Origin of the sequence: Saccharothrix variisporea, assembly GCF_003634995.1 — a bacterium.
Lineage (GTDB): Bacteria > Actinomycetota > Actinomycetes > Mycobacteriales > Pseudonocardiaceae > Actinosynnema > Actinosynnema variisporeum.
This window is the reverse complement of record NZ_RBXR01000001.1, coordinates 4605854-4629712: the sequence shown is the minus strand read 5'-3', so window position 1 is coordinate 4629712 and position 23859 is coordinate 4605854. Positions and strand designations below refer to the sequence as shown.

Below are 23859 nucleotides of genomic sequence, written 5' to 3'. Positions count from 1 at the left end.
CCCCGAGGAACACCGGCTCACGCCCTGGCGCGCACGGCGGCCTTCAGCGGACCGGGCCACGGGTAGCCGGGGGACAGCCGGTCCACGGCCTGCCCCGCCTCGGCGAGCGCCCACACCGCCCGGCACACGCACCGCAGCGCGTGCAGGTCCGCCCACTCCTCCGGGTCGGTCACCACCCCGCCCGCCAGCACCGCGTCGAACCGCCCGGCGAACCCCGCCGCGACCCCGTCGAGCACCCCGCCCCACGGCTCGTCGGCGTCCAGGAACGCGCCCAGCGACCGCAGCACCACCGGCAGCGCCGGGTGGTCCGGGGACGCCTTGCGGGCGGCGGTGAGCAGGGCCTCCGCGCCGGCCCGCCGGTCGTCGCCGCCGGGGTCGAGCCGGTGGCGCAGGTGCAGCGTGACGGCCACCAGGAACCAGTCCACCACGTCGGCGTCCTCGTCCTCGTCGACCACCGTGCCGGCCAGGGCGACCGCGTCGTCCACGACCGCCACCGCCGGACCGTCCACTTCGGACAGCAGTCGGGCGGCGGACGCCCACACCGGTTCGGCCAACCCCAACCGCTTGCGCAGCAGGCCCCGCACGTCCACGGGCTCGGGCTCGGGTTCCGGCTCGACCGGCCGCGCGCGGGCCACCTCCTCGACCGCGGCGGCCTCCTCGACGGCAGGCTCCTCGACCGCGCCCTCCACCACCGCGACCGGGTGGTCCAGCGGGTTCATGTTCACCCACTTGCCCACGTCGGAGAAGCTGAACACGTCCTGCGGCTTGAACGCCCCGTACCCCGGCTTGGCCGCCGCACCGAACTTCTGCTGCATCTCCTGCAGCTTCGCCATCGCGCCCATCAGGTTCTGCAGGTCGTACCCACCGGGCGAACCGCCCAACATCGCGCGCGCGGCCTCGGTCATCTCCAGCGACATCTGCGCCATCTCGCGCATGTCGTCGCTGACCTGCGGCCCGTCCACCACGGCCCGGAAGCACGCGGCGGCGCGGTCGACGTCGGGGATCTCGGTCTGGTTGGCCGCCGCGGTCAGCATGCTCATCATCGACTGCCCCAGCGCGACCCGCGACATGGCCCGCCCCAGGTACTGCTGGCCCAGCATCATCCGCGCGCCGGCCGCCGCCGCGGGCGGGACGCCGTCGTGCTCCAGCGCCGCGGACAGGTGCCCGATCGACGCCTCCATGTCCTTGCCGTCGGTGAGGTAGTTGTTCCGGGCGCTGAGCGCGAAACCGAGCAGCAGCAGCACGTTGACCCGCAGCGGGTCGCGCTCGCCGACGTGCCCCAGCACCTCCTCGAACGCCTCCACCGCGCCGTTGAGGTCGGTCAGGGCGGTCGGCGCGCTCAGGCCGTTCTGCTGGAACCGCTGCAGCAGCGCCTGGCCGAGCCGGCTCAGCGGCGCGACGCGCGCGGCGCCGGTCAGGTCGTCGGCTTCGGCGCGCAGCCGAGCGATGGCGTCGTCTACCGAGGACATCCGGGCTCCCTCCGGGTCTTCACTGGCCACCGTGCACGAAACCGGCCCACGCCACCACGTGCGCGTGGTCGTGGTCCGCGGTCACCGACCGCAGCCGCTCGGGCATCCCCGGCGGCGGCACCCGGTCCGGGTCGAGCATCCACATCTGCGCCGCGCGCAACGCCTGCCACGGCGGCATGCCGTCCACCCGGAGGTGGTGGTGGAACAGGTACATCAGCGCCGAGGTCGACTGGTCGGGGATGGCCCAGTTCGTCGACAGCACGGTCCGCACCCCGCCCGCGAGGAACGCCGTGCCCAGGCTGTAGGCCTCGTCGTAGCCGTGGACGGACCGGCCCGTGTGGCAGGCGGCCATGACCACCAGCCCGATCCGGCGCTCCGGCACGGCCCGCAGGACCCGCACGATCTCGTCGGTGTCCAGCTCGCCGGGCTCGTCGTCGTCGGGCGCGAGCAGCAGCGCGGCCTTCACCTTGCCGTCCTTGGCGGTGTAGGAGCCGTGGCAGGCCAGGTGCAGGGTGGTGCCCGCCTGCGGCGCGGTGTCGGCGAGCCACTCGCGGACCTCGGCGGCGGTGCCCCGGCCGGACGGGCTGGTCGAGCCGTCCGGGCGGCGGCCGACGTACCGCGCGCTGCGGTAGAAGGACTGCCGGATGGCGTGCGCCTCCACCCGTGCCGCGTCCAGCGGGACGGCCGCGCCCGCGGTGTCCGGGTCGCCCACGACCAGTCCCGTCGAGCCGGGCGACACCGGCCGCCGGGCGGCGTTGTCGCAGAACAGCCGGGCCGACACGGCCTGCGAGAACGCGGCGAGCTGCACCGCGTAGGTGCCGTCCGCGCGCCGCGCGGCCTGCCACGGGACCCGGGCCAGGTCACCCATCGGCACGAGCACGACCCGCGGCACCCGCCCGGCGGCGGTCCGCGCGAAGTACCGCTCCAGCAGCGGTCCCATCGCCGCCCGCCACGCCCAGTCGCACAGCGCCGCGACGCTGTCGCCGAACGACCCGCCGCCGTCCGGCGCGATCTCGCGGGTGGCGCCCTCGGCCTCGCGGGAGCGGTGGGCCAGCGCCTCCAGGTAGCGCTCGACGTCCGCGTCACCCTCGACCACGAGGTGCGGCAGCACCATGTACGCCGGGTTGCCCGTGCGGGGCGCGATCACGGCCGCACCGGGCGTCACGCCGTCCCCGGGCAGCAGGTAGACCAGGGCGTCCGCGTCGGCGTCGGCCAGCGCGCGGCGGACCTCGGCGAGGTCGGGCGGGTCGAGCAGGTTGCGCGTGGCCCCGGCGTCCACCAGCGCGGCCACCACCTCCCGCCGCAGGCCCTCCGAGTCGCGGCCCTCCCGCACCCACCGGCCCGCCAGGTCCGCCCGGCCCGCCGCCACCAGCTTCGCCGGCACGTCCCGCAGCTCCACCTCCGCGAACAGCATCAGCCCGCGGCAGGTGTCCAGCGCCCGCAGCGCGTCGGCGATGTTGTTGGCCCGCAGGCACGTCCGGGCCAGCTCGGTCGCGTCGCGCACGGCGTCCCGGATCGCGACCCGGGCCTCGGCCGGGTCGGGCTCCAGCAGCGCCCGCCACGCGTAGCTGCGCTGCGCCGCCCGCCCGAACTCGCCCGCGCCCGCCAGGTCGCCCAGCCGCTGCCGGATGTTCGACAGCAGCCCACTGGCCAGCGCCCACTGCGGGTGCTGCGGGCCGCCCATCAGGTCCAGCGCCCGCACGAGGTGCTGCTCGGCCTCGTCCAGCCCCTCGGTCGAGCCGGAGATCTCGGACCGCCGGAACAGCGCCACGGCCAGCCCGGTCAGCACGAACTCCAGCTGCGACCGGTCCGGACCCAGGCCCAGCGCCGTGCGCAGGTGGTCCACCGCGGCGTCGATGCGGGTCAGGTCGGTCTCCTCGCCGCCGCGCGTCAAGGCGGCGAACAAGATCAGCCGGGCCTTCACCCGTTCCTGGACCGGGGCGCCCTGGTCGTCCAGCGACCGCACGGCCCGCTCCGCGTCCTCCACCGGGCCGCCGCCCTCCGGCGCGCCGCCCCGCGTCGCGGTCGAGAACGCGTCGAAGTCGTCGAACGCCCCCGCGAACACCTGCCGCACCTCGGCGGGCAGGTTGGCGGCGGCCGCCTTCATCTCGCCGATCAGCCGGATCGCCTCGTCCAGGTCGCCGGCCCGCTGCGCCGCCATGGCCCGCTGGGCCGTGTCGCCGAGGGAGCGCATGGTGGTCGCGTTCGGGTCGTCGCCCATCCGGTCGAGCCACGGGTGGAGGGCGTCGAACGCCTTGCCCATCGCCCGCTCGTCACCCACCCGCCCGGCGGCGATCATCACGACGACCCGCTTGGCGCCCTCGACCACGAGCTTGACCGCGGGCACGTCCCACATGCGCTCCTCCAGTTCGACCAGCTCCCGCTCCGCGGCGGCGAGGTCGATCGGGAGGTCGTTGGCGGCGGCGTGCATCAGGCTCTGCGCCCGGGCCGAGGCGCGCACCTGTGGCCAGACGGCGAGCGTGGCGGGCACGTGGTCCACCAGCCCGAGCAGGTCGTCCAGGTGGCCGGCCACCTCGACCGGCGCGAAGCCGCCGCCCTTGGTCAGCGCCATGACCATGGTGACCGCGAGCCGGCTGCGCTCCGGGTGGTCGGCCGGCAGGCCCGTCAGGTCGACGACGAACGAGGACAGCTCGGCACCGCCCACACCGCTCGTCCCGCTCAGCCCGCCCGCACCGCCGCCGGCCACCCGGTCGACCGTCGCCCGGCACCGCGCGAGGACGTCCTCGATCCCCATCAGCCCTCCTCGTGCACGCCGTCCCTGCACTCCTCTGACGGACGGCTCAGCCGTGCGTTCCCAGCACCGCCAGAACCCGGTCGACGGCGGACACCGCGACGGGACCGAACACGGCCGTCACCACGTCCGCCACGGCGTGCCGCGGGTTCTCGCCGCGCGCCACCCGGTCCTCGATGGTGTCCACGGCCAGCCCCGCCAGCTCCACCAGCAGCCCGTCGTCCGCCGGCACGACGACGTCGTCGGGGCCCAGCGGGACCGCCGCGTGCGGTTTGCGGCCCAGCGGGCGCTCCACGTACGCCTGGTACCAGGCCGGCTTGGCGCGCATGGCGGTGAGCACGGTGTCCAGGTCGCGCAGCACGGCCCGGTGCGCGACCTCGGGGTCGACGCCCTCCCGGCGCTCCGCCCACCGCTGCGTCGGCCACACCCGGGGACCGGCGCCGGCGTCGTTGCCGACGAACTCCAGCACGTCCACGGCGAGCGCGGTCAGCACCGGGTCGTCGCCGAGCCGGCCGGCCAGCCACCGCGGCACCCTGGGGCGCTGCAACGCCCCGCGCTCGCCGCGCCGGCGGCGGTAGCCGTTGACGGTGGCGAGGGTGAGCCGGCGGCTGACCCAGCCCTCCAGGTTGTGGACGGGCAGGCGGGCGTTGCGGAAGACGTCGTCCAGCACCGCGTCCATGTCGTCGTGGAACCGGTCCAGGCAGGGGTCGTCCAGCCGGGACACCCCGACCGCGCACGCCCGGTGGCCCCGGTTGAGCTCGAGCCGGCGGGTCAGCTGGTGGAACACGACGGGCTGCACGAGCGCGTACGTCTCGGCCCGCAACCGCCGCCGCTCTTCCCCGGTCGCGGTGGCCGCGTAGTCCGCCAACTCGCCCCGCCGAGCCAATTCCCGAACGTCCATGGTGCTCTCCCCGTGCACATCGGAATTCGATGCACACGAAGCTAGGAGCGCTTTGGGAGCACATCCATGAACCGTTCAGGAAATCATGAGAAGTAACTAGATGAAATGGCCTTTCAACTGTCTTCTCAACCGCTCTGGCCCGGTGGTCTCAACCGCCAGCTCGCGCTCTCGACCGGTAGCCCGCTCGCCCTCAACCCGCGTTCCAGCCCGGCCAGTCCGCCCTGGCGAGGCGTGCCGATGAGCCAGATCCCGCTCTCGTCGGCCCGTACCTGGAGGGGTGCCCGCTCGGGTTCGTGGTCGAGGAACCGGGCGTACTTGCGCCGGCCGAGCTCGGTCCGCACGACCATCCGCTGGTTCGCCGATCCGCGCCAGATCAACGCCGTCGGCCGGCGGATGTCGAAACGCCCGGTGACCAGCACGTCGGCGAATTCGACCGCATTCCTGCGGTTGTCGTCGAATTCGGGTTCGTCGTAACCGGTGTAGACGAGGACGTCCTGGTCGTCCCGTTCGGCGTGCACGGCGGCGAGGAACTCGCGCAGCGCTCCCGCCTGCTGGAGGGGTTCGCCGCCGCTGACGGTCAGCCCCTCCGCGCCCCGCGCCACCGCCTCCCGCCACAACGCCACCAGGTCCCCGACCTCGACCGCCACGCCGCCGTCCGGGTCCCACGTGTCCTGGGACATGCACCCCTTGCACGCCAACGAACACCCCTGCACCCACACGCCCAGCCGGGTGCCCGGACCGAGCGCGGTGACGGGGAAATGCGTCCGGCTCACCCGCAACGCGCTCAAAGTCGCAACCCGCGCCGGTGCTGCACTGCCTCGGTGAAGCTCGGGTCGCCGACCGCCTGGGTCAGCGCCGCGAAGTACGCCTCCTCCGCCGCCGCGTACGCCGCCCGCACCGCCCGCACCAGCGCCTCGGGTCCCTCACCGTCGGTCTGCTCGGGGTTGAGCCGGTCCACCAGCGCCCGCCGCGCCGCCTCGGCCTCGTCGCGCCGCCTCCGGTGCCGGGCGTACGCCTCCTGGAACGGGTGCCGCCGCGACAGTCCCAGCATGAACGCCAACGCCCCCGCCACCACGAGCCCGCCCACGAACATCAACACCACCGTGGTGGCGGTCAGGTTCAACGGGACGAGCTGGTCGCGTTCCAGCTCCAGCACCGACCCGCACAACAACCCCATCACCGCCACCACCAGCGCCCAGAACACGCCGGTCACCCACACGACCAGGGTCAGCCGGCGCTCGGTGCCGGTGGCCTGCCGCGCCCGCACCAGCAACGCGGTCACGTGCGGCCCGGCCACCAGGAACACCGCCATCGACGCGCACACCGCCCAGATCGCGCCGGCCTCCACCCGCCCGGCCAGGAAGTGCCGGAACACCAGGTAGTGCACCGGAACCTGGGCGACCACGAGCCCCAGCATGATCACCAACCGCCACACCGCCGGCAGCGCGACGGTCTCGCCCTCCCACACCGGGTCGTCGTCGGGCACCCGGTCCTCGGGCGCTTCGGGCGTCTCGGCCGCCGTCTCGCGCCGGGCGGTGTCGGCGGCGAGCCGGTCCATCTGCGACCGGGCGGCGACCATCAGCCGGTCCGCCTCCTCGGCCTGCGCCCGGAGGTGGGCGGTCCGGTCGCGGGTGATGGCGTGCCGTTCCAGCGCCGACTGGACGGCCGCGTCGCACAGCCGCCGCAGGGCTACCACGTACTCGGGGTCGAACGCCTCGGACGGCCCTTCGTCCGGTCCGCCGAACGACCAGCTGTCCCGCACGTGCCGCTGGGCGTCCTTCTGGGCTTGGGCCTCGGCCTGGGCGATGAGCAGGGCGGCGGGGGTGCGGGGTTCGACGACGGGCCGGGGGAGTTCGGCGGCCGGCGTGCGCGCCCGCCGCCAGGGGGACAGGACGCTCACCGGGCGCCTCCGCTCGTGCGGTCGTAGAGGGTGACGGTGCCCTCGGCGTGCCGGGCGAGCCGGACGGTGTCGCCGGACAGCAGCGTCCGGCCGACCGACTCGGGCAGTTCCGTCCCGTTGAGGAAGGTGCCGTTGGGGGTGCGCAGCGGTTCCACCCACGCCCGCCCGTCGGCGTCCACCCCGAGCACGGCGTGCCGGCGGGAGACGTTGGGGAAGTCCCGGAACGTCCGGCCGTGCGGTCCGTGGCGGCCCAGTTCGACGCGTTCGCCGGGATCCAGCTCGACCTCGCCGTCGCGGAACCGGACGTGCAGCGCGGGCGGGGTCAGCGAGCGGCGGCAGTCCGGGCGCAGGCACGCCCGGTTGTCCGGGTGCGGCGAGGGCGTGCCGCAGTGCCAGCACACGTCGATCGACCACGGTTCGCGCTGCTCGCCCCCCTCGGCGGGCACCGCCACCACCGGGGGTTCGTCCGCGACGACCACCAGCGGCCGGACGTGCACCCGGCACAGGGTTTCCGCGTCGTCGAACACCTCGTCCGGGTCGACCGGGCACTTCTTGCTCACGGCGCACCCACCCGGGCCGACAGCACCGGACCCTGCTCCCCGGCGTGCAGCCCGGTGACCAGGACCCGCGCGCCCGGCTGCACGTCCTCGTCGAACAGCACCCGGGCCAGCGGGTTGACCAGGTTGCTCTCCAGCAGGTTGCCGATGCCGCGGCCCCCGTTCTCCAGGTCGGCGGTGCACGCGGCGGCCAGCTGCGCGCGGGCGGCGTCGGTGAACTCCAGGGACAGCCCCAGTTCCGAGTGGACGCGGGCGGCGATGTTGTCCAGCTGCGCGCCGAAGATCCCGGCCGCCGTGGCGGGGCTGATGAAGTCGAACACCACGATGTTGTCGCCGAAGCGGTTGAGCAGCTCCGGGCGGGCCAGCTTGGTGGTGAAGTGGTCCCGGATGGCGGCCTTGACCTTGGCCTCCAGCTCCGCGTACGGCATGCCGGGGTCCACGATCCGCCGCCGGGCACCGGTGTCCGGGTCGGTGACGATGATGCCCAGGTTGGACGTGAAGATCAGCACGCACTCGGAGAAGTACGTGGTCACGCCCTGCCCGTCGGTGAGCCGGCCGTCCTCCAGGATCTGCAGGAACTTGTCCAGCACCAGCGGGTGCGCCTTCTCGATCTCGTCGAACAGCACCACCTGGAACGGCCGCCTCCGCACCGCCCCGGTCAGCTCGCCGCCCGCCTCGAACCCGACGTACCCCGGCGGCGCGCCGATGAGCCGGTCGGCGGCCTGCTCGGCGGCGAACTCGCTCATGTCGAACCGCAGGTAGGCCTGGGCGTCGCCGAACAGCACCTCGGCGACCTGCTTGGCCAGTTCGGTCTTGCCGACGCCGGTGGGCCCGGCGAAGAACAGCACCCCGCGCGGCCGCGACCCCGGTGTGCTCGCCTGCGCCCCGGACAGGCCCAGCGCGGCCCGCTTGAGGATGTCCAGCGTCTTGGCGACCGCCCGCTCCTGCCCCTTGACCAGGCCGGAGATCACCTGCTCGCCCTTGGTGATCTGCGCCCGCACGCTGCCGCGCCGCCACAGGTTGTCGTCCACGCCCAGCTTGTAGACGCGGGTGGCGTCGGCGATGCGGTCCAGGCCCAGCCCGCGGTCGCGGGCCAGCCGGGCGATGCGCAGCATGGACTCCAGGGTCAGGCCCTCGGTCCGGTTGGCGAACTCCTCGGCGGGCTCGATCCGGGTCGGGCTGTCCGATGTGGACGCTGGGAACACGGGCACCAGCAGGCGGGCCATGTCCAGCCGGTTGTCCAGGGTCGGCAGGCCCACGGCGACCGTGCGGAACGCCTCGACGCCCGCGGTGAGCCAGGCGGGCAGGTCGCGTTCGCCCTCGACCAGCCACAGCACCGGGTTGTGCAGCTCGGCCGGCCGGTCGCCGCCGAAGGACAGCGGGGGCGCGGTGAGCGCGAGCTTGCGGCAGTACAGGAAGAAGTCCCGCTCGTTCTGGTCGAGCTGGCCGGGCACGCGGGTCAGTCGGGAGGCGTGGTCCACCACCACGGCGACCCGGGCGGCGGGCCGGGCGACCGGGGGTCGCTCGGCGGGCGACCCCTCGCTCTCCAGCGGCGGCTGCTCGGGCACGCCGACCGCCTTGGCCAGGTGGACGCGCAGGCGTTCCAGCGACGGCCGCCGCCCGACCACGCGGGCGCCCAGCACCCGTTCGGCGGCTTGGAGGGCGGCCGGTTCGGGCGGGAACACGCCCACGCCGTCCACCTGGTCGTAGGTGATCAGCGCCTCGAAACCCAAGGGGCGCAACGCCCGCCACAGCAGGGGCAGCAGGGTGAGGATCTCCGGGTGCCCGCCGGGCGGGGTGACCAGGAACTGGTCGCGCAGGTTGCCGTGCAGCACGTACTGGGCGTGCACGGCCAGCGTCCCGGCGATCTCGTTGACGAACGCCGGGAACTCGGGCAGGAACCGGCCGGAGCGCTGGGCGGTGTCGGTCATCGCGCCCGCCTCTTCTGCTGCTGCCCGGTCGCGGTCGTGGCGTCGGTGGCGGTGCGGACCGGCAGGGCGGCGGTGCGGTCCACCACCACCTGGGCCTGTGGCACCCGGCCGGCCACCGCCTCCAGGTCGTCGGCGAACGTGTCGCAGCGCTCCCGGTCGGTGATCCGGGCGTCGTCGCCGGCGCCCGCGACCTCGCGCAGCACCTGGCCGTGGACGGTGGCGTGCGCGTCCACCCACACGTCGGCGACGTGCTCGCCGGACCAGTCGGCGCGGGTCAGCCGCAGGCCGGCGGAGTGGCGCACCTCGAAGGTGTCCTCCACCTGGTAGCCCAGGTCGGTGAGGTGGTGCTTGACCAGCTCGCACACGAAGGCCCGCTGAGCGGTCTCCTCGGCCCACTCCACCAGCCGGACCGCGTCCGCGCGCAGCCGGGCGGTGAGGTCGCGGGTCCCGGCCACGACCGCGCGCAGCTCGTCTGCGGTGCCTTCGAGGCCGGCGGGCGGTCGCGCACCGGCCAGGACCTCGCCCAGCGGGTCGCCTTCCAGGGCCTCGACCCAGCTCGCGGCCAGCCTCCGGCGTGCGACCGCCGGGTTGATCTCGGCGGTGATCCGGCGGCGCAGGGCGGCCAGGTAGACGTCCTGCTCGTGCGGGTGGGCGGTGACCAGGGCGGCGGCGGACAGCGCGGCGGACCGCTCGTCGGTGCTCGCGTCCGGGTCGAGCAGGGCGAGGACCCGTTCCACCGCGCCGGGGGAGACCGGCTCGGGCGCGGCGGCGACCGCCGTGGCGTACCGGCGGCGCAACGCCTCCCGGTGGCTCGCCAGGGCGTCGGCCATCCGCGTGTCCACGGTGGACTTCTCGATGACGAGCTCCGGCAGCGGCACCAAGGCGTCCAGGGCTTCCTGGGCGCGGGCGAGCTCCACCTGGACCTCGCCGACCCAGCGGCCCAGCTCGACGGGGTCGCGGCTCGCGCCCAGCCGCAGCGGGGCCGGGACGTCCACGGTCGTGCCGGCGGCCCGTTCGCGCAGCAGGCGGATGCGGGCGTTCACGGCGACGACGTCGGCGGCGGCCACCTCCCAGCGGCGGGCGTCGGCCGCCGCCGCTTCCAGCCCGGCGACCTCCGCCTCCAGCTTCTCGCCGTAGTTCCCGAGGGCGCGCACCGAGCCCTCGATGGCGGCGTTGGCGGCCCGAGCCGCGAGCACCGCGACCGCGCCCACCGCGACGGCGCCCGCGACCACGACCGCTCCCGCTGCCACGACGGGCACCGCGAGCGGCGCGAGGACGATCCCACCTGAACTCATCGCTTCCTCCCTCGCCGACTACTGACGGACCGACCGGGCGTCGGCCACGAGGTCCCGTTCCCGCCGGTCCTGCGCGCGCCAGGCCAGGTGCCGCTGCACCGCCCACGCCACGGTCACCGCCGCCACCACAGCGGGCGCCACCACCGGCCGCACCACCGTCACCAGCCCCAGAACCGCCAGGAACGCCAGCACCACCGGTACCGCGATCCGCCGCGCGATCAACCCGCGCGCCACCCGCCCCAACGCCATCGCCCCCGCACCCAGGAACGAGTAGGCCGGGTGGAACCGGCCGCCGGCGTCCCACGCCAGCAGCGACTCCGCCACCGTGACCACGGCGAGCGCGGCCACCACCGCGAACCACGCGTCCAGCACCTGCGCATCCGACGCGACCCCGGCCACGTCGCTGAACCCCACCAGGGCGAACAACGCCACCGCGACCGCCGCGACCCCCGTGGCCGCGTACCCCAGCGCCTGCGGCCGGTTCTGCCGCCGCGACCACTCCCGCTGCCGCTCGGTGCGCGCTATCCACTTCTCGTACGCCTCCCGTTGCGCCCGCTCGGCCTCGATCCGCGCCGACTCGCGCGTGGCGTGCGGGATGAGGGCGAAGGCGATCCACTGGTACTCGGCGCGCGCGACCAGGTCGGAGAACCACGGCAGCCGAAGCTCGCGGTCCTGTTCGTCCAACGTGCGACGCAGGGCCAGGCGGTGCGCGCCGGTCGCGGTGGCGGCCAGCAGGGCGAGCGACAGCGCGTAGGTCCGGTCCTGCCGCAGGACGCGCTGCACCTCGGCGCGCGCGCCGGCGTCGGGCACGGCCGCCGCGAGCGTCCGCGACTCGGCTTCCGCGCGGTGCCACCGCTCCCGCACACCGGCCAGCCCGTCACCGCCACCCGCCCCGGACGCGGGCCTGCCGGTGGCCAGCAGCGGCAGCAGGTCCGCCCGCCACAGGTCGTGGACGACCTCGCCGGCCGCGCCGACGCCCCGCACGGCCTCGTCGGCCAGCTCGGGCAGCCGGGCGGGGGTGATGTTCCAGCCCCGGTACCAGGGCGGGTGCGTCGGGTCGACGGCCCGCAACTCGTGCAGCAGCTTGACGTCCTCGGTCTCCCGGCGACCCGGCCGGCGCCGCTCGGGGAGTCCGGGGAACTGCTCCAGCCACTCGTGCAGCCGGCGCAGCGGTTTGGGGTCGTCGCCGAACAGCCACGCCCGCGAGACGCCCCAGTTCTCCGTCATGGTGGCCGCGAGCAGGTCCCGCGCCCGGTACTCCTCGCCCAGGTAGACGTACGGTTCGGTGGCCTCTTCGGCGGTCGTCACGGGTACCGCCGCGATCGGCGGCGACCCGCCCGCCAGCCACTCGGCGACCTGGGCGGAACCCCACCGGTCCTCCGGGGCCATCGCGAGCAGGCCCGAGCACAGCAGCCGGACCCGGTCGTCGGCGACGTCCACCCGGATCGGGCGGGTGCCGATCCGGGCGCGCAGGACCCGCACGTCGTCCACGCCCTCGAACAGGCGGTGCCCGGTGGCCAGCTCGAGCACGGTCACGCCCAGGGACCACCAGTCGAACGCGGGCACGATCCGGCCGCCGCTGATGAACTCCGGTGGCACGTAGGGCACGGTGCCGACTTCGTTGGCCGCGGTGAAGTCCTCGCCGTCCGGCAGGTGCCGGCTGATCCCCAGGTCGGCGATCACCAGCTCCAGCGGGTCCAGCGCGCGGATCAACAGGTTGGCGGGCTTCACGTCCCGGTGCACCACCCCGGCCCGGTGCAGCGCGTCCAGCCCTTCGGCGAGCTGTCGCACCACCTCCACCAGCACCGCGCTGTCCACACCGGCCGGATGTCGCCGTCGCCACTCGGCCAGCGTGCCGCCGGCGAGGTGCTCCATGACCTCGTACCAGCGGCCGTCCTCCTCGCCGACCTCGTGCACGGCCACGACGTGCCGGCTGGGACGGCCGTGCACGAGCAGGTCCACGACCCGCTCGTCCAGCCGCCACCCCGGCCGGTGCGCCTTGAGCACCAGCTGCTCGTCGGTGTCCCGCACCCGGACCAGGTAGACGTCCCCCTGCCGCCCCGACCCGGTGAGGTCCCGCACCACCTCGAACCGCTGAGCCAACCCGGCGGGCAGCACCCGCGCCCACCCGGTCCCGACGGCGGTGCGGCCGGGGTCGAGCTCGGTGTCGGGCTCGTGGTCCGGCCGCACCCGCCCCGGGTCGAGCTCGGTCCCGGCGTCCGGTGCCGTCATGCCGTCCTCACTGCGGGCACGACAGCTCCACCACCACCGACCGGTTGCGGGCCGCCGCCGCCGGGATGAGCACGCCGTCCGGCCCGAGGTCGTTCTCGTGGTACGGCCCGCTGTTGCCGTCGCCGCGGGTCGCGATCCGGTCCGCCGGCACGCCCAACCGCACCAGGATCGACTTCACCGCCTCCGCCCGCCGCGTGGACAGCTCGACGTGCCCCGCCGCAGGCCCTCCACCGGCGGTGTTGCCGACCAGGGTCACCCGCTGCGCCCCGCCCGCGACCACGCCGGCCAGCGACTGGAGCGTCCGGTCCGCCGCCGCGGGGTCGCGCAGGTCCGCCGTGTCCGGCACGAACCCGACCGACCCGCTGTCCTCCAGCTTCGTCGTCCCGCACGGCACCGGCTTGGGCTCCTCCGGCAGCTTCACCACGGTCACCGGCACGGTCGTCGGGAACGCGTCCCGCCGCGAGGGGATCGCCAGCTCACCCGAGCACGTCGCCCCCGCCTTGGTCACCACCTCGCGCCACAGCTTCCCGACCCGCCCCCGCAGGTCCTCGTTGAGCGCCGGCTGCGGATCGGCGGTCCCGCCGAGCCCGACCAGCAGCACCGACCGCCCGGTCAACCCCGGCAACAACCGCTGGGCGGCCAGGAAAGCCGCCACCTCACCCGGGTTCGCACCCCACATGCCCTCCTCGCGGAACGACACCGCGCCGGCGGTCGCCAGGCCCGAGTCGACCAGCACGACCGTCCCGCCCTCCGGGGTCACCCGCGCCGCCTCGGCCAGCGCCCCGAGCACGTCGGCCTCCGCCTGCTTGGGCTCCAGCTGCTCGACGAACGCCTTGACCTTGCCCACCAGCTCGCTGACCTGCTTCTCGCGCTGGGTCTCGTTCTTGCCGGTGATCCGGACGTCCGCGGCCAGCGCCACGGTCGGCTGCCCGTCCACGCGGACCACCTGAACCTTCCGCTCGCTGCGGGCGGCCACCTCCACCAGGCCCTCGACCTCGCCGGGCAGCGTCGGCCGCGGGCTGCCCATGCGGGCGCCGACGACGAGCGTCAACGCCTGCCCGGCGTCGACCGGGCACCCCGCCGGCAGCCGGGGCGCGGGTGGTGACGCCGTGGAGCACGCGGCGAGCGCCGCCAGCACCAGGCAGCCCGTCACGACACGACGGGTTCGGCGGTGGGTCATCGTGGGTCCTCTCCCTCGGCACGCCGGTCGGTCGTCGCGGGTCCCGGCAGCGCGGGCGGGCCGACCTTCTCCAGCAGCGCCAACCTGGTCTCGTCCTTCAACCGGTCCGCCGCCGCCCGGCAGCGCACCTCCAGCGCGGCCCAGTCGGCCTCGCGCTGCCGCCGGGCCCGGTCGATCGCCTCGCCCAGCTCCGTCGCGGCGGCGAGCTTGGACTGGATCCGGGCCTGCTTGGCCGCCGCCTTCGACCGCCGGGCCAGCGCGCGGGCGTACTGGCGGGCGGCGGGGTTGTGCCGCAGGTACCCGGCGACGCCCGACACCAGCCCGGTGGCCACGTACAGGGACAGGAACAGCAGGGCGGACAGGTGCCGCTCCTGCGCGTCGGCCTCGGCGCCGCCGGTCGTCTCCTGCCCCTCGATGACGATGGAGATCGAGGAGCCGGCGTCCGTGCCCGCGTAGTTCCACCGGAACACGAACGCCGCCACGCCCAGCGCCAGCCAGCCCGCCAGGCACAGCAGCGCGGCCGTGCGCGCGCCGACGACGTGCCGGGTGGCGACGCCCTGCCTGGCCTGCTGGCCGACCGTGTGGGACAGGGCCAGGCACACCACGGTGAACCCGACGACCATGACCCAGAGGAACAGCTCCTTCTCGTCCACGGCCGCCATCAGCACCTGGTGGAAGGTCACGACGTCCACGCCGGCGGCGGCGAGCAGGACGAAGTAGTACAGCCCGGCGGTCCACGGCGGACCGACGATCTGCGACGGGTCGCCGTGGATCACCGGCCGGCGCCGGACCACGCCCGGGGTCCGCGGTGCGGTCATCGGTTGCCCCCTCTGCGCTGCTTGCGGGGTTCGGGCTCGTAGTAGGGCGCGTCGGGGTCGCTGACCCGCTCCAGCGCGTGCGACACCGCGCCCTCCAGGTCGTCCAGCACGCCGGTCTGGTCCTCGTGGTGCACCTGGTACAGCTCGCGGACCTCGGTGACCCGGACGGCGAGCAGGTCCAGTTCGGCGGCGAGGGTCTCGTGGTGCACCTTGGCCCTGGCCAGCCAATCGGCTACGTGGGTGTCCACAAAGGACTCCAGGAGGCGGCCGGCCTGCCACGCGGTGGTCGGGGTGACCCGGTCTAGCATCTCGTCGAGCCGGTCGCGCACAGTGGTGAGGTCCAGTTCCGGGTCCCGGGTGGCCCGCAGGTGCGGCAGGCGGGCGCGGACCCGGCGCAGGGCGAGCGAAGCCCGCAGCATCGGCAGCGACTTCATGCGGTGCCCTCGACTTCCTCGGTGTCCACGCTCCCGGCGCGGTCGGGGTGATCGGCGCCGTCGACGTGGTCGGCGCGGTCGGGGTGATCGACGAGATCAGCGTGGTCGGCGCGGTATAGGCGTCCGGTGCGGCGTCGGCGGCGGTCCAGGCGGGGCGGTGTCTCCAGCCGCTGGGCCACCCGGTGCGACTCGAACGGCCCGCGCCCCAGGTCGGCGGGGTCGGCGTCGGGCGGCGTGGTCACCCACGACGGCAGCTCCTGGGCCGCGAACCGCAGCAGCGGCGTCAGGTACGTGCCCTCCGGGTGCACCAGCACGACGTGCTCCCAGTAGGCGGCGACCCGGACGGCGCAGTGCGCGCCCTCCCACCGCGCCCGGTTCTGGGCCAGGACGAACTCGGTGCGGATCTGCTCCTTGACCGCCTCGATCCGCGCGGCGAGGGCGTTGAGCGCGGCGAACTGGGCGGCCTCCTCGCCGCGGGCCGCCGCGATGCGCCGGTTGCGCATCTCGTCGCGCCGGCTCAGCAGCACGGCCCGGTTCTCCGGCAGCAGTTCGGTGTGGTTGCGGGGGCGCAGCTCGGCTTCGTCCAGCTCGGCCTCGGCGCGGGCGACGGCGGCGGTCCCGCGTTCCAGCCCGACCGCGGCGGCGGCCAGTTCCGAGCGCAGCCGGGCCAGGGTCGCGCGGTCGCCGGCGGTGCGCGCCTCGAAGCGCACCAGCTCCGTCTCCATGCGCCGCAGGGACTGCCGGATCAGGCTCTCGGGGTGCGGCGCGGTGATCATGCGCTCGTCGTCTGCCATCGCCACGAGGTCGCTGTACGCGGGGTGCCGCCGGCGGCCGTCCCGCCGCCCGCGCCACCGGTCCGCCAGCCGCTCGCGCCGCCGGTAGACGAGCTCCTCGTCGTCGCTCACGACCCCTCCTCGGCTCCGGTGACCAGCCGGCCGCCCCGGTGCGCCGCGACCGCCGCCAGGTGTCGCAACGCCAGCCGCGCCAGGGCGTTGACCTGCGCGCGCAGGTCCGGTGTGTCGGCCTGGCCGGGCACGCCGTCCTCGGGCACCGGCAGTTCCACCCGTGTCAGCGCCCGCAGCGCGGCGAGCACGTCACCCGCGTCGGCGAGGTCGCCGGCGGCCCGCACCTGCTCGTCGGCGTGCTCGAACGCGACGCGCAGCCGTTCCCGGCACTGCTCGTCCTCGGTGACCCGTTCGGCCTGGGCCAGCACCAGCCGGGCGCGCGCGATGCGGCGTCGAGCTGTCCCGCGCATTCGTGCGCACAGGTCGGTCAGTTCATCGTGGTCGGCGACGCGCGGCACCTTCCCGGCCACCTGCCACGTGCTGTCGTCCGGCCGCTTCTGCTTGCGCCCCAACGGGTGCGGGGCGCTGACGGCCTCGGCGGACACCAGCAGTGCCGCGTCCTCGGCGCGGTTCACCAGCCGGTCGACGTCCGCGTCCGGCGTGCGCCCGAGCACCTCCGCGCCCTGGTCCTGGCGCACGAGCACCTCCACGACGTCCCGGGCGAGCCGGCACAACCGTGTGGGCCGGTCCTGCGCGCACATGCGGGCCACGGCGTCGCGCACCAGCGCCGCGTGCTCGCGCCGGCGCCGGACGGCGATCGGCCACGTGCCCGCGGTGACCAGTAAGGCGACGGCGAGCGCCACCGCGAGCGCCCACAGCACGTTCTCCACCACACCCCTGTCTGACGGACGGCTGCCCCGTCCTGTCCTTTGTGGACTCACCGCTCACCGCCCGAAGTGCGCGAGCGCGGCCCAGTGCTCGATCTCGGCCGGATCCGGCGGCACCATGTCGTGCAGGTGCGGCGGCAGGGTCGACCGGTCGAAGGCCGGGTCCAGCACCCGCAGCTGGGCGGTGCGCAGGGCGGTGCCGGGGGAGTCCTTCCAGTGCTGGTGCACCAGGTGCACGAGGTGCGCGGTCGGGGCGGGCCACCGGGTCGCCAGCACGGACCGGGCACCCAGCGCGAGGAACGCGGCGGGCAGGGTCCGGGCGTCGTCGTGGGACCCGTCGGTGGACGCGTGACCGGTCAGCGTGACCAGGTCCGCGTCGAGCGGCCCGAGCTCGAACGGCTTGCCGTCGTGCAGCGTGACCCGGGACCGGTCCGGCGCGTCGACGTCCGACACCGCGCGACAACCCAGGTGCAGCACGGACACCCCGCCCGCCAGTGCCGCCCGGACCTCCTCCGGCGTGCCGGCGCCGTCCTCGGCCACCCGCCACGGCCGGGGCGGCTGCCCGTGCCCGCCGAGGAACCGGCCGTCCGGGTGGAACGAGTCCCGCAGTTCCTCCGCCGCCACGGCCGCCGGCGCGTCGTCCCGGTTCGGGTTGCCCACGAACACCGCCGCACCCGTCGCCGCGGCCCGGCCCGCCGCCAGGGCCAGCACCCGCCCGGACGGCGCCGACGACACCTCGACGTCCTCGACCAGGTACCGCCGCCGCCCGTCCACCTCGCGCCACGCCGCCGGCCACGGCACCAACCCCAACGGCCCCACCGGCACGAGCACCAGCCGCCCGCCCCCGGCCGCCGCCACCAACTCCGCACCCGCCGCCTGCCACGCCCACGCGCACACGTCGGACAGCGACGCCCGCCACGCGCGGACGGTCGCCGGTCTCGGGTCGGCGAACCGGGCGTCCCGGGTCGCCGCGAACCGGGCCAGCGGCGTGGTCGTCAGGTCCGGCAACCCGACCACCCGCACCGGCCCGTCCACCGGCACCACCACGGCCATGCCGCGGTGCGCCCCGCAGTCCGGCACCAGGTACGCGAGCACGTCGGCACCCGCCGCCCGCAACCCCTGCCGGACCTCGTCCGGCCCGGTCACGACGGCGTCACCGCCGCGCACCTCAGCCGCCCGCCGCGCCTCCAGCACCCGGACCAGGTCGTCGTCCGCACCGTCGTCCAGGCACCACGCGGTGACGTTGTCCCCCACCTCACCGGTCCCGGGTCCGGCCGCGCCGCCGTCCCCCGAACCCGCGACCAGTGCCGCCAGCACCGCCTCCCGGCTCGCCGCCCGGTCGCCGGGCCGGTCCCGCAGCCGCAGCCGCGACCCCAGGTCGACCGCCGCGTCCACCCCGCCGCCGTCCCGGCACGCGGCCTCCAGCGCCGCGATGTCGGCGTCGAGCACGGCCGGGTCGGTCGGCACGACCGCGCCCAGCCGGGCCCGGGTCATCCCCTGCACCATCCGCGCCGCGACCTCCATCGTCGCGCCCGGCCGCACCCCGGCGGCGGCCCGCTCCACCGCCTGGTAGGCCCACAGCGCCCGCCGCGAGTCCCCGGCCTCCACCGCCGCCCGCCACGCGCCGGCGGTCCCGAACAGCCGGGCCACCTCGCCGTCCTCGGTGTCGCCGAGCCGGGGCAGCGAGCCGTCGAAGCCGCCGGGCGGCCCGACCATCCGGGACAGGCTGGTCAGCATCTGCTCCATGAGGTCCCGCTGCTCGGACGGCGGCAGCGCGTCCACCTGCCACACCAGCGCGGTGAAGTCGCCGATCAGCGCGCGCGGGTCCTGGCCCGCCGCGGCCCGCTCGTAGACCGCGCGCAGGTAGGCGGTCATCGCGTGCTCGGCCTCGGTTTCCGGCGGCAGCGGACCGTCCGGGGGCGGGCCGGTGGGCGCCGGGCCGGACAGCAGCGCCCGCACCAGGCCGTCCATGTCCGCACCGGGCGCGCCGCCGGAGTCACCGACGAACGCGCGCCGCATGATGTCCACCAGGCTCGTCAGGGCGTGCACGACGTCGTGGTCCGCCGCGGGCAAGGTCGCCTTGACCTCGGTCAGCAGGTCGATCTGCTCCTGCACGGCCGCCCGCAGCGCGTCGGGGTCGCCGACCGGGAGGAACTCGGCCATCCACTGCGTCCGCAGCACCACCGACCGCACCGCCAGCCGCGCCCGGACCTGCGGGTCCGCCCCGGTCCCGGTGCGCACGGCGGTGTCGGCGTCGGCGAGCACGGCACGGGCGTCGCAGCGGTCGAGCACGGCCCCGATCCCGAACTGCCGGGCCGCCGCCTCGACCGCCTCCAGCCGCTGGGTCCGCAGCGCGAGCCCGTCGTCCGGGTCGGGGGCGGGGTGGGTGAGGGCGCGCGTGCCCCACTCGATCGCGTCCCACAGGTGGTGCGGGCCGTCGAGCGCGACCAGGGCCTCGTGGGCCTCGGCGATCGTGCCGGCCGCGTACCAGTCCTCCTCGACGGTCTCCAGGACGTCGATCCCGCCCCGGAGGTCGTCGGCGTTCCCGGTGACGCCGCCGCGGAAGCACAGCAGGAAGCCGTAGTTGCGGGCGTGCCGGTCCTCCAGCCCGACCTCGGCGTCCAGCGCGGTGTACTCGGCGATGGCCTCGTCGCGGTCGGCGTCGTCGTGGTCGGCGGAGTTCCAGTAGCGGGTGGTCACCAGGGCGGCGGCGATGGCCCGCGCCTCGGGCCCGCGCTCGGGGTCGTCGGCCAGCAGCGACCGCGCCTCCCGGGCCGTCGCGAGGGCCTCTTCCAACGGCTCCAACGACTTCGTGAGCAGGAAGCGCTCCTCGTGGACGGCGATGAGCGCCTCCAGCGCCTCGACCCGCGCCTCTTCGTCCGGTTCGAGCTCGGGCAGCACGGCGGCCATCCCGTCGACCACCCGGTCGAGGTCGGCGGGGTCGAGGGTGCGCGGGTAGGCCCAGCGGTGGGCGAGGGCGCGCTGGAGCAGGAAGTCCACCCGCTCCGGGTCGGCGGGGTCCAGCTCGGCCAGGACGTCGGTCAACCGCCGCACGGCGTCGACGTCCAGGTCCTCGTCCCGGGCGGCGACGGCCAGCCGGGTCGCGGTCAGGGCGGCGAGCTCGGCGGCGGCCGGGTCGGCGAAGTCGCCGGTGGTCCGGGCCACGGCGGTCAGGTGGGCGATCGCCGCGTCGAGGCGGGCGGTGGAGTCGGTCTCCTCGGCCAGGAAGGACAGCGCGTCGCCGGCGCGGTACCGCCAGCGGTCGGCGTCCTCGTGCTCGGGGGAGCGGGCGAGGGCGAAGTCGAGCAGGAACACGCCGAGTTCCACGGCCTCCGGTGTCGCGCCGCCGTCGACGAACCGGTCCAGGTGGTCCGCGCCGACCGTGCCCGCCTCGACCGGGTCCACGCGCTCGGGGGCGACCTCGATCGCACCGGCCAGGTACAGCGCCCGCTCGTGCAGGGCTTCGTCCACGGCGTCGTCGACCACGGGGTTGTCGGCCGCAGCGTCGTCCAGGGCGTCGTCAGCCACGGCGGCCTCCGGCGACGACGACCTCGCGGGCCCGGGACAGCACGTCGTCCAGCCGGTCCGGGTCGGCCAGCAGGGCGGCGGCCCGGTCGCGCGGCAGCAGGCCCCGCTTGGCGAGGGCGCGCACGGCGGTGCGGACGGTCCGGGGCTGGTCGGCGGGGGCGACGGCGGCCACCCGGTCCACGAGCGCGGCCACGACGGCGGTGTCCGGGTCGGGGTCGGCGTCGGTGACGAGGTCGAACGCGCGGGTCGCGTCCGGGTCGGCCACGGTGCTCCACGCGGCCTCGTCGGACAGCACGCGGGTGTCCGGGCGGCGGCCCAACGGCCGTTCGATGTAGGCGTCGTACCAGGTCACGTACTCGGGACTGGTCCGGGTGCCGACGTTGACCCGGGTCCCGGCGCTGCACACCCGCTTGACGGTGCGCAACATGGTCGGCATGCGTTCGAGGTAGTACGGCACCGGCCCGCCGAACTCGGCGGCACAGCGCTCGGCGAGCCTGCGCAGGAGGTAGCCGTGGCCCGGTAAGGGCGCGGAGTACCCGGCTTCGTCGGCCAGGTGGCCCAACACCGCCCGGTGCTCCTCGTCGGGTAAGGCGCGTCCGAACCGGTTCTGCCGGACCTGCTTGGGCTTGACCTGCGCACCCCGGTCGGCCCGGTAGGCGCGGAACACGTCGATGACCCGCTTGCGCACGTGGGACCGCACCGCGCCGGCCAGGTTGGTGCGGTCCGTCCCGTGCTCCGTCAGGAACACCGAGACGATGTGCAGGACGTCGGCCACCAGGTCGCGGCAGACGCAGTCGCCGGACAGCACGAACGCCGCCGCCGGGGCGGCCTTGCCGAACCGCAGACCCGGCATGGCCAGGCCCAGGTCGCAGCGGGCGACCAGGTGGCTGCGGTGGAGGGCGGCCCTGGACCCGCGCAGTTCGGACAGGGCGGCGGTGACGACTTCGGGCGAGAGGGGTGAGGTCTGCCGCAGGCTCATAGGTAGTTTTCTACTCTTACGTAAGATCTTATGTGAGCGGTATATGGAACCGTGACGTGAGAAGAGGTGGAGGAACGGATGGCGTTGCTGCCCGCGGTCGTGCCCCTGGTGGTCGAGAAGCGGTCCGAGCTGGTGCCCGCGCGGCTGGCCCGCAAGGTGGCCCCGCTGTTCGGCGTGCCCTCGGAGCAGAACCCGTTCCGGCCGCTGACCTGGGTCTGCGACTTCACCACCATCACGGCCTCCGAGATCGCCCGCGGCGCGCCGCTGCCCACCCGGGCGGCCCAGGCCCGCCTGCGCGAGCAGGAGCACGACGGCGAGTGGGTCGTGCACGACCGGGCGGTGGTCCCCACGTCGGGCCGGACGCTGCCCAACGAGATCGTCCCGGCCACGGTCAACCGGTTCGGCCCGGACACCAAGGCCGCCGTCGTGCTGACCGCGACGAACGTCCTGCTCGCGCCGGTCACCGAGGCCATCACCGCGGCCCTCCCGCTGCTGCGCGCCGGCGACGGCGGCGAGCTGCCGACCGTGCAGTGGATCGCGGCGTGGGCGGCCACCGCGGTCGAGGTCTACCGGTCCCAGCCCGCCCTGGTGGTGGCGGCGGTCAAGGCGCGGGCGATCCAGCGGGAGTCGCTCAGCGCGCCCCTGTTCCCGTGGGCCGACCGGCTGGCCGGGCGGCCCAAGGCCCGGTGCGAGATCGGGGCCGTCCCGCCGGAGGCGCACGACCCGGTGACCCGGCCGCGCGACCTGGACTTCCTCGACGGCATCGCGGTGGCCCGGCTGAACAGCACCGGCGCGCTGCCGTCGGCGGGGCGCGGCACCGGTCCGGGGGTGGGCGACCGGCTGGTGGAGCTGCTGATCAGCCTCATGGTCGACATGGGCTCCCCGGACAGCGCCGGGTACGTGTGGGTGAGCGAGCGCGAGCCGGGGCAGGCCGTGGTCGAGGCGATGGTCCCGTCGTCGGGGCTGGTGCGGGAGCTGGTGGAGACGTGGGCGCACGGCCCGGGGTCGCTGGCGCGGCCGGACGAGTTCGCCGACGCCCTGGCCGACGCCATCGCCCGTCCCGTCCGGCTGCCCCCGCCGGCCGAGGTCGCCGCGCTGCCGGTGCTCGGGCGGCGGGCGGTGGTGTTGGCGGCCATGGGGATCGTGCGGCAGATGGGGCTGCTCGCCCCGTCGTCGTGGGTGACCGGGCCGGAGTTCGCCCGCCTCCTCGACGGCGTGGCGGCCCTTCTGTCCACTGTGGACGCTGGTGATCCCCTGGTGCCCGAGACCCGCCTGCGCCTCGCCGTGCAGCGGGCGGGCGTCGAGCGCCACACCGGACGTGCCGGTGCCGACACCGTCGAGGCGCTCCTGGCCGCGGCCGACGCGTGCCTGGCGTCCGACGCGCTCGACCGCGGCACCCTCGCCGACGTGCTCGCGGTGACGTGCGTGGAGCTGAACATGTTGCGCCCCTTCGCGTCCACCCCGCTCACCGACGCCCTGCGCCGCTACTGGACGGCCTTCGCGGAGGCGGTCGAGGTGGACCTGTCCGCCCCCGACGCGGACCACAGCGCGCTCAGCTTCCAACTGCACAACTACGCCGCCTTCCTGGGCGGCAACAAGGACTCCGAGGCCGACCTGCGGGCGTCCCTGCACCTGTTCACCCACTCGGTGATCCCCGGCCGCACCCGGCTGTTCAACCGCGACCGCGACTTCCGCCCGCTGGCGCGCAGCCTGTACCTGGCGGCCGACGCCGCCGCGGCCCTGGCGGTCCTGGTGCCTTCCCCGGAGGCCGGGGAGTGGGTGCGCACGGCGTTCGACTGGGTCCAGCGGGTCCTGGCCCACCCCGCCTTCGCGCCGGGCCGCCTGCACCCCCGCCTGGACGACGCCCTGGTCGCGCTGCGCGCCGCGCCCGTGCTGCTGCTGGCCGTGGAGACCGGCGTGGCCCCGGACCGGGAGCCGGCGCTGTCCACCGCCGACGAGCTGATCCGCCTGGTCGAGCGCTGGCTGAAGACGGCCGCCGACGACGGGAACTCGTCGTACCACGCCACCGTCACCGCCCTCCGCTCGCGCCTGACCACCTTGCTCGCCTCCTCGACCAGTCCCTGACGGACGCCGCCGTTCCGGGCCGCCATACCGGGGTGGAGGTGATCGGCGATGAGCGGTGGCGGCAACGGAGACGACAGCAAGTGAGGCAACCGGCTCCGGCGGGTGCGGGTGGTCCGCGCCCGCCGG

Annotated in this window: 17 protein-coding genes; 1 reads left to right on the top strand and 16 read right to left on the bottom strand. The window is 75.4% G+C overall.

Features of this window, described 5'->3' with window-relative positions:
• Window positions 1–17: 17 nt before the first annotated feature.
• From DFJ66_RS20600 to DFJ66_RS20525, 16 genes are all read right to left on the bottom strand, one after another.
• Window positions 18–1469 (bottom strand): hypothetical protein, encoded by a 1452-nt coding sequence (locus tag DFJ66_RS20600; RefSeq protein WP_121223314.1) that lies wholly within the window; start codon window positions 1467–1469, stop codon window positions 18–20.
• 19 nt (window positions 1470–1488) lie between these two features.
• The gene (locus DFJ66_RS20595) at window positions 1489–4224 is read right to left on the bottom strand and encodes a CHAT domain-containing protein (RefSeq protein WP_121223313.1); all 2736 of its coding nucleotides are present in this window, start codon (window positions 4222–4224) and stop codon (window positions 1489–1491) included.
• 46 nt (window positions 4225–4270) lie between these two features.
• Window positions 4271–5122 carry a hypothetical protein gene (locus DFJ66_RS20590; RefSeq protein WP_147459320.1) on the bottom strand — a complete coding sequence of 284 codons (852 nt, stop codon included), beginning with the start codon at window positions 5120–5122 and terminating at the stop codon, window positions 4271–4273.
• A 125-nt stretch (window positions 5123–5247) separates the two neighbouring features.
• A complete protein-coding gene (locus DFJ66_RS20585) occupies window positions 5248–5895 on the bottom strand; it encodes a 4Fe-4S single cluster domain-containing protein (protein WP_211351242.1) in 648 nt (215 codons plus the stop codon).
• An 11-nt stretch (window positions 5896–5906) separates the two neighbouring features.
• A complete protein-coding gene (locus DFJ66_RS45075; RefSeq protein WP_121223310.1) occupies window positions 5907–7022 on the bottom strand; it encodes a transporter permease in 1116 nt (371 codons plus the stop codon).
• On the bottom strand, window positions 7019–7582 hold the full coding sequence (locus DFJ66_RS20575; protein ID WP_121223309.1) for an FHA domain-containing protein: 564 nt from the start codon (window positions 7580–7582) through the stop codon (window positions 7019–7021). The genes DFJ66_RS45075 and DFJ66_RS20575 overlap by 4 nt, the downstream gene beginning before the upstream one ends.
• The gene (locus DFJ66_RS20570; protein WP_121223308.1) at window positions 7579–9510 is read right to left on the bottom strand and encodes an AAA family ATPase; all 1932 of its coding nucleotides are present in this window, start codon (window positions 9508–9510) and stop codon (window positions 7579–7581) included. Before DFJ66_RS20570 ends, DFJ66_RS20575 begins: the two co-directional genes overlap by 4 nt.
• The gene (locus DFJ66_RS20565; RefSeq protein WP_121223307.1) at window positions 9507–10805 is read right to left on the bottom strand and encodes a hypothetical protein; all 1299 of its coding nucleotides are present in this window, start codon (window positions 10803–10805) and stop codon (window positions 9507–9509) included. Before DFJ66_RS20565 ends, DFJ66_RS20570 begins: the two co-directional genes overlap by 4 nt.
• Window positions 10806–10823: 18 nt before the next feature.
• Window positions 10824–13037 (bottom strand): serine/threonine-protein kinase, encoded by a 2214-nt coding sequence (locus DFJ66_RS20560; RefSeq protein ID WP_121223306.1) that lies wholly within the window; start codon window positions 13035–13037, stop codon window positions 10824–10826.
• Window positions 13038–13044: 7 nt separating this feature from the next.
• Window positions 13045–14217: an OmpA family protein gene (locus DFJ66_RS20555; protein ID WP_121223305.1), complete on the bottom strand. Its 1173-nt coding sequence runs from the start codon at window positions 14215–14217 to the stop codon at window positions 13045–13047.
• Window positions 14214–15035 (bottom strand): hypothetical protein, encoded by an 822-nt coding sequence (locus DFJ66_RS20550; RefSeq protein ID WP_121223304.1) that lies wholly within the window; start codon window positions 15033–15035, stop codon window positions 14214–14216. Before DFJ66_RS20550 ends, DFJ66_RS20555 begins: the two co-directional genes overlap by 4 nt.
• Entirely contained in the window at window positions 15032–15469 is a 438-nt protein-coding gene (locus DFJ66_RS20545) for a hypothetical protein (RefSeq protein ID WP_121223303.1), read from the bottom strand. The genes DFJ66_RS20550 and DFJ66_RS20545 overlap by 4 nt, the downstream gene beginning before the upstream one ends.
• Window positions 15466–16374, bottom strand: a complete 909-nt coding sequence (locus DFJ66_RS20540; RefSeq protein WP_170199558.1) for a hypothetical protein — start codon at window positions 16372–16374, stop codon at window positions 15466–15468. The genes DFJ66_RS20545 and DFJ66_RS20540 overlap by 4 nt, the downstream gene beginning before the upstream one ends.
• A complete protein-coding gene (locus DFJ66_RS20535) occupies window positions 16371–17144 on the bottom strand; it encodes a hypothetical protein (RefSeq protein ID WP_147459318.1) in 774 nt (257 codons plus the stop codon). Before DFJ66_RS20535 ends, DFJ66_RS20540 begins: the two co-directional genes overlap by 4 nt.
• Window positions 17145–17198: 54 nt before the next feature.
• Window positions 17199–20669 carry a CHAT domain-containing protein gene (locus DFJ66_RS20530; protein WP_121223300.1) on the bottom strand — a complete coding sequence of 1157 codons (3471 nt, stop codon included), beginning with the start codon at window positions 20667–20669 and terminating at the stop codon, window positions 17199–17201.
• Window positions 20662–21648 (bottom strand): hypothetical protein, encoded by a 987-nt coding sequence (locus tag DFJ66_RS20525; protein WP_121223299.1) that lies wholly within the window; start codon window positions 21646–21648, stop codon window positions 20662–20664. Before DFJ66_RS20525 ends, DFJ66_RS20530 begins: the two co-directional genes overlap by 8 nt.
• A 78-nt stretch (window positions 21649–21726) precedes the next feature.
• Here DFJ66_RS20525 and DFJ66_RS20520 point away from each other — a divergent pair, with 78 nt between their 5' ends.
• Window positions 21727–23733, top strand: a complete 2007-nt coding sequence (locus DFJ66_RS20520) for a hypothetical protein (RefSeq protein ID WP_147459317.1) — start codon at window positions 21727–21729, stop codon at window positions 23731–23733.
• Window positions 23734–23859: the final 126 nt, after the last annotated feature.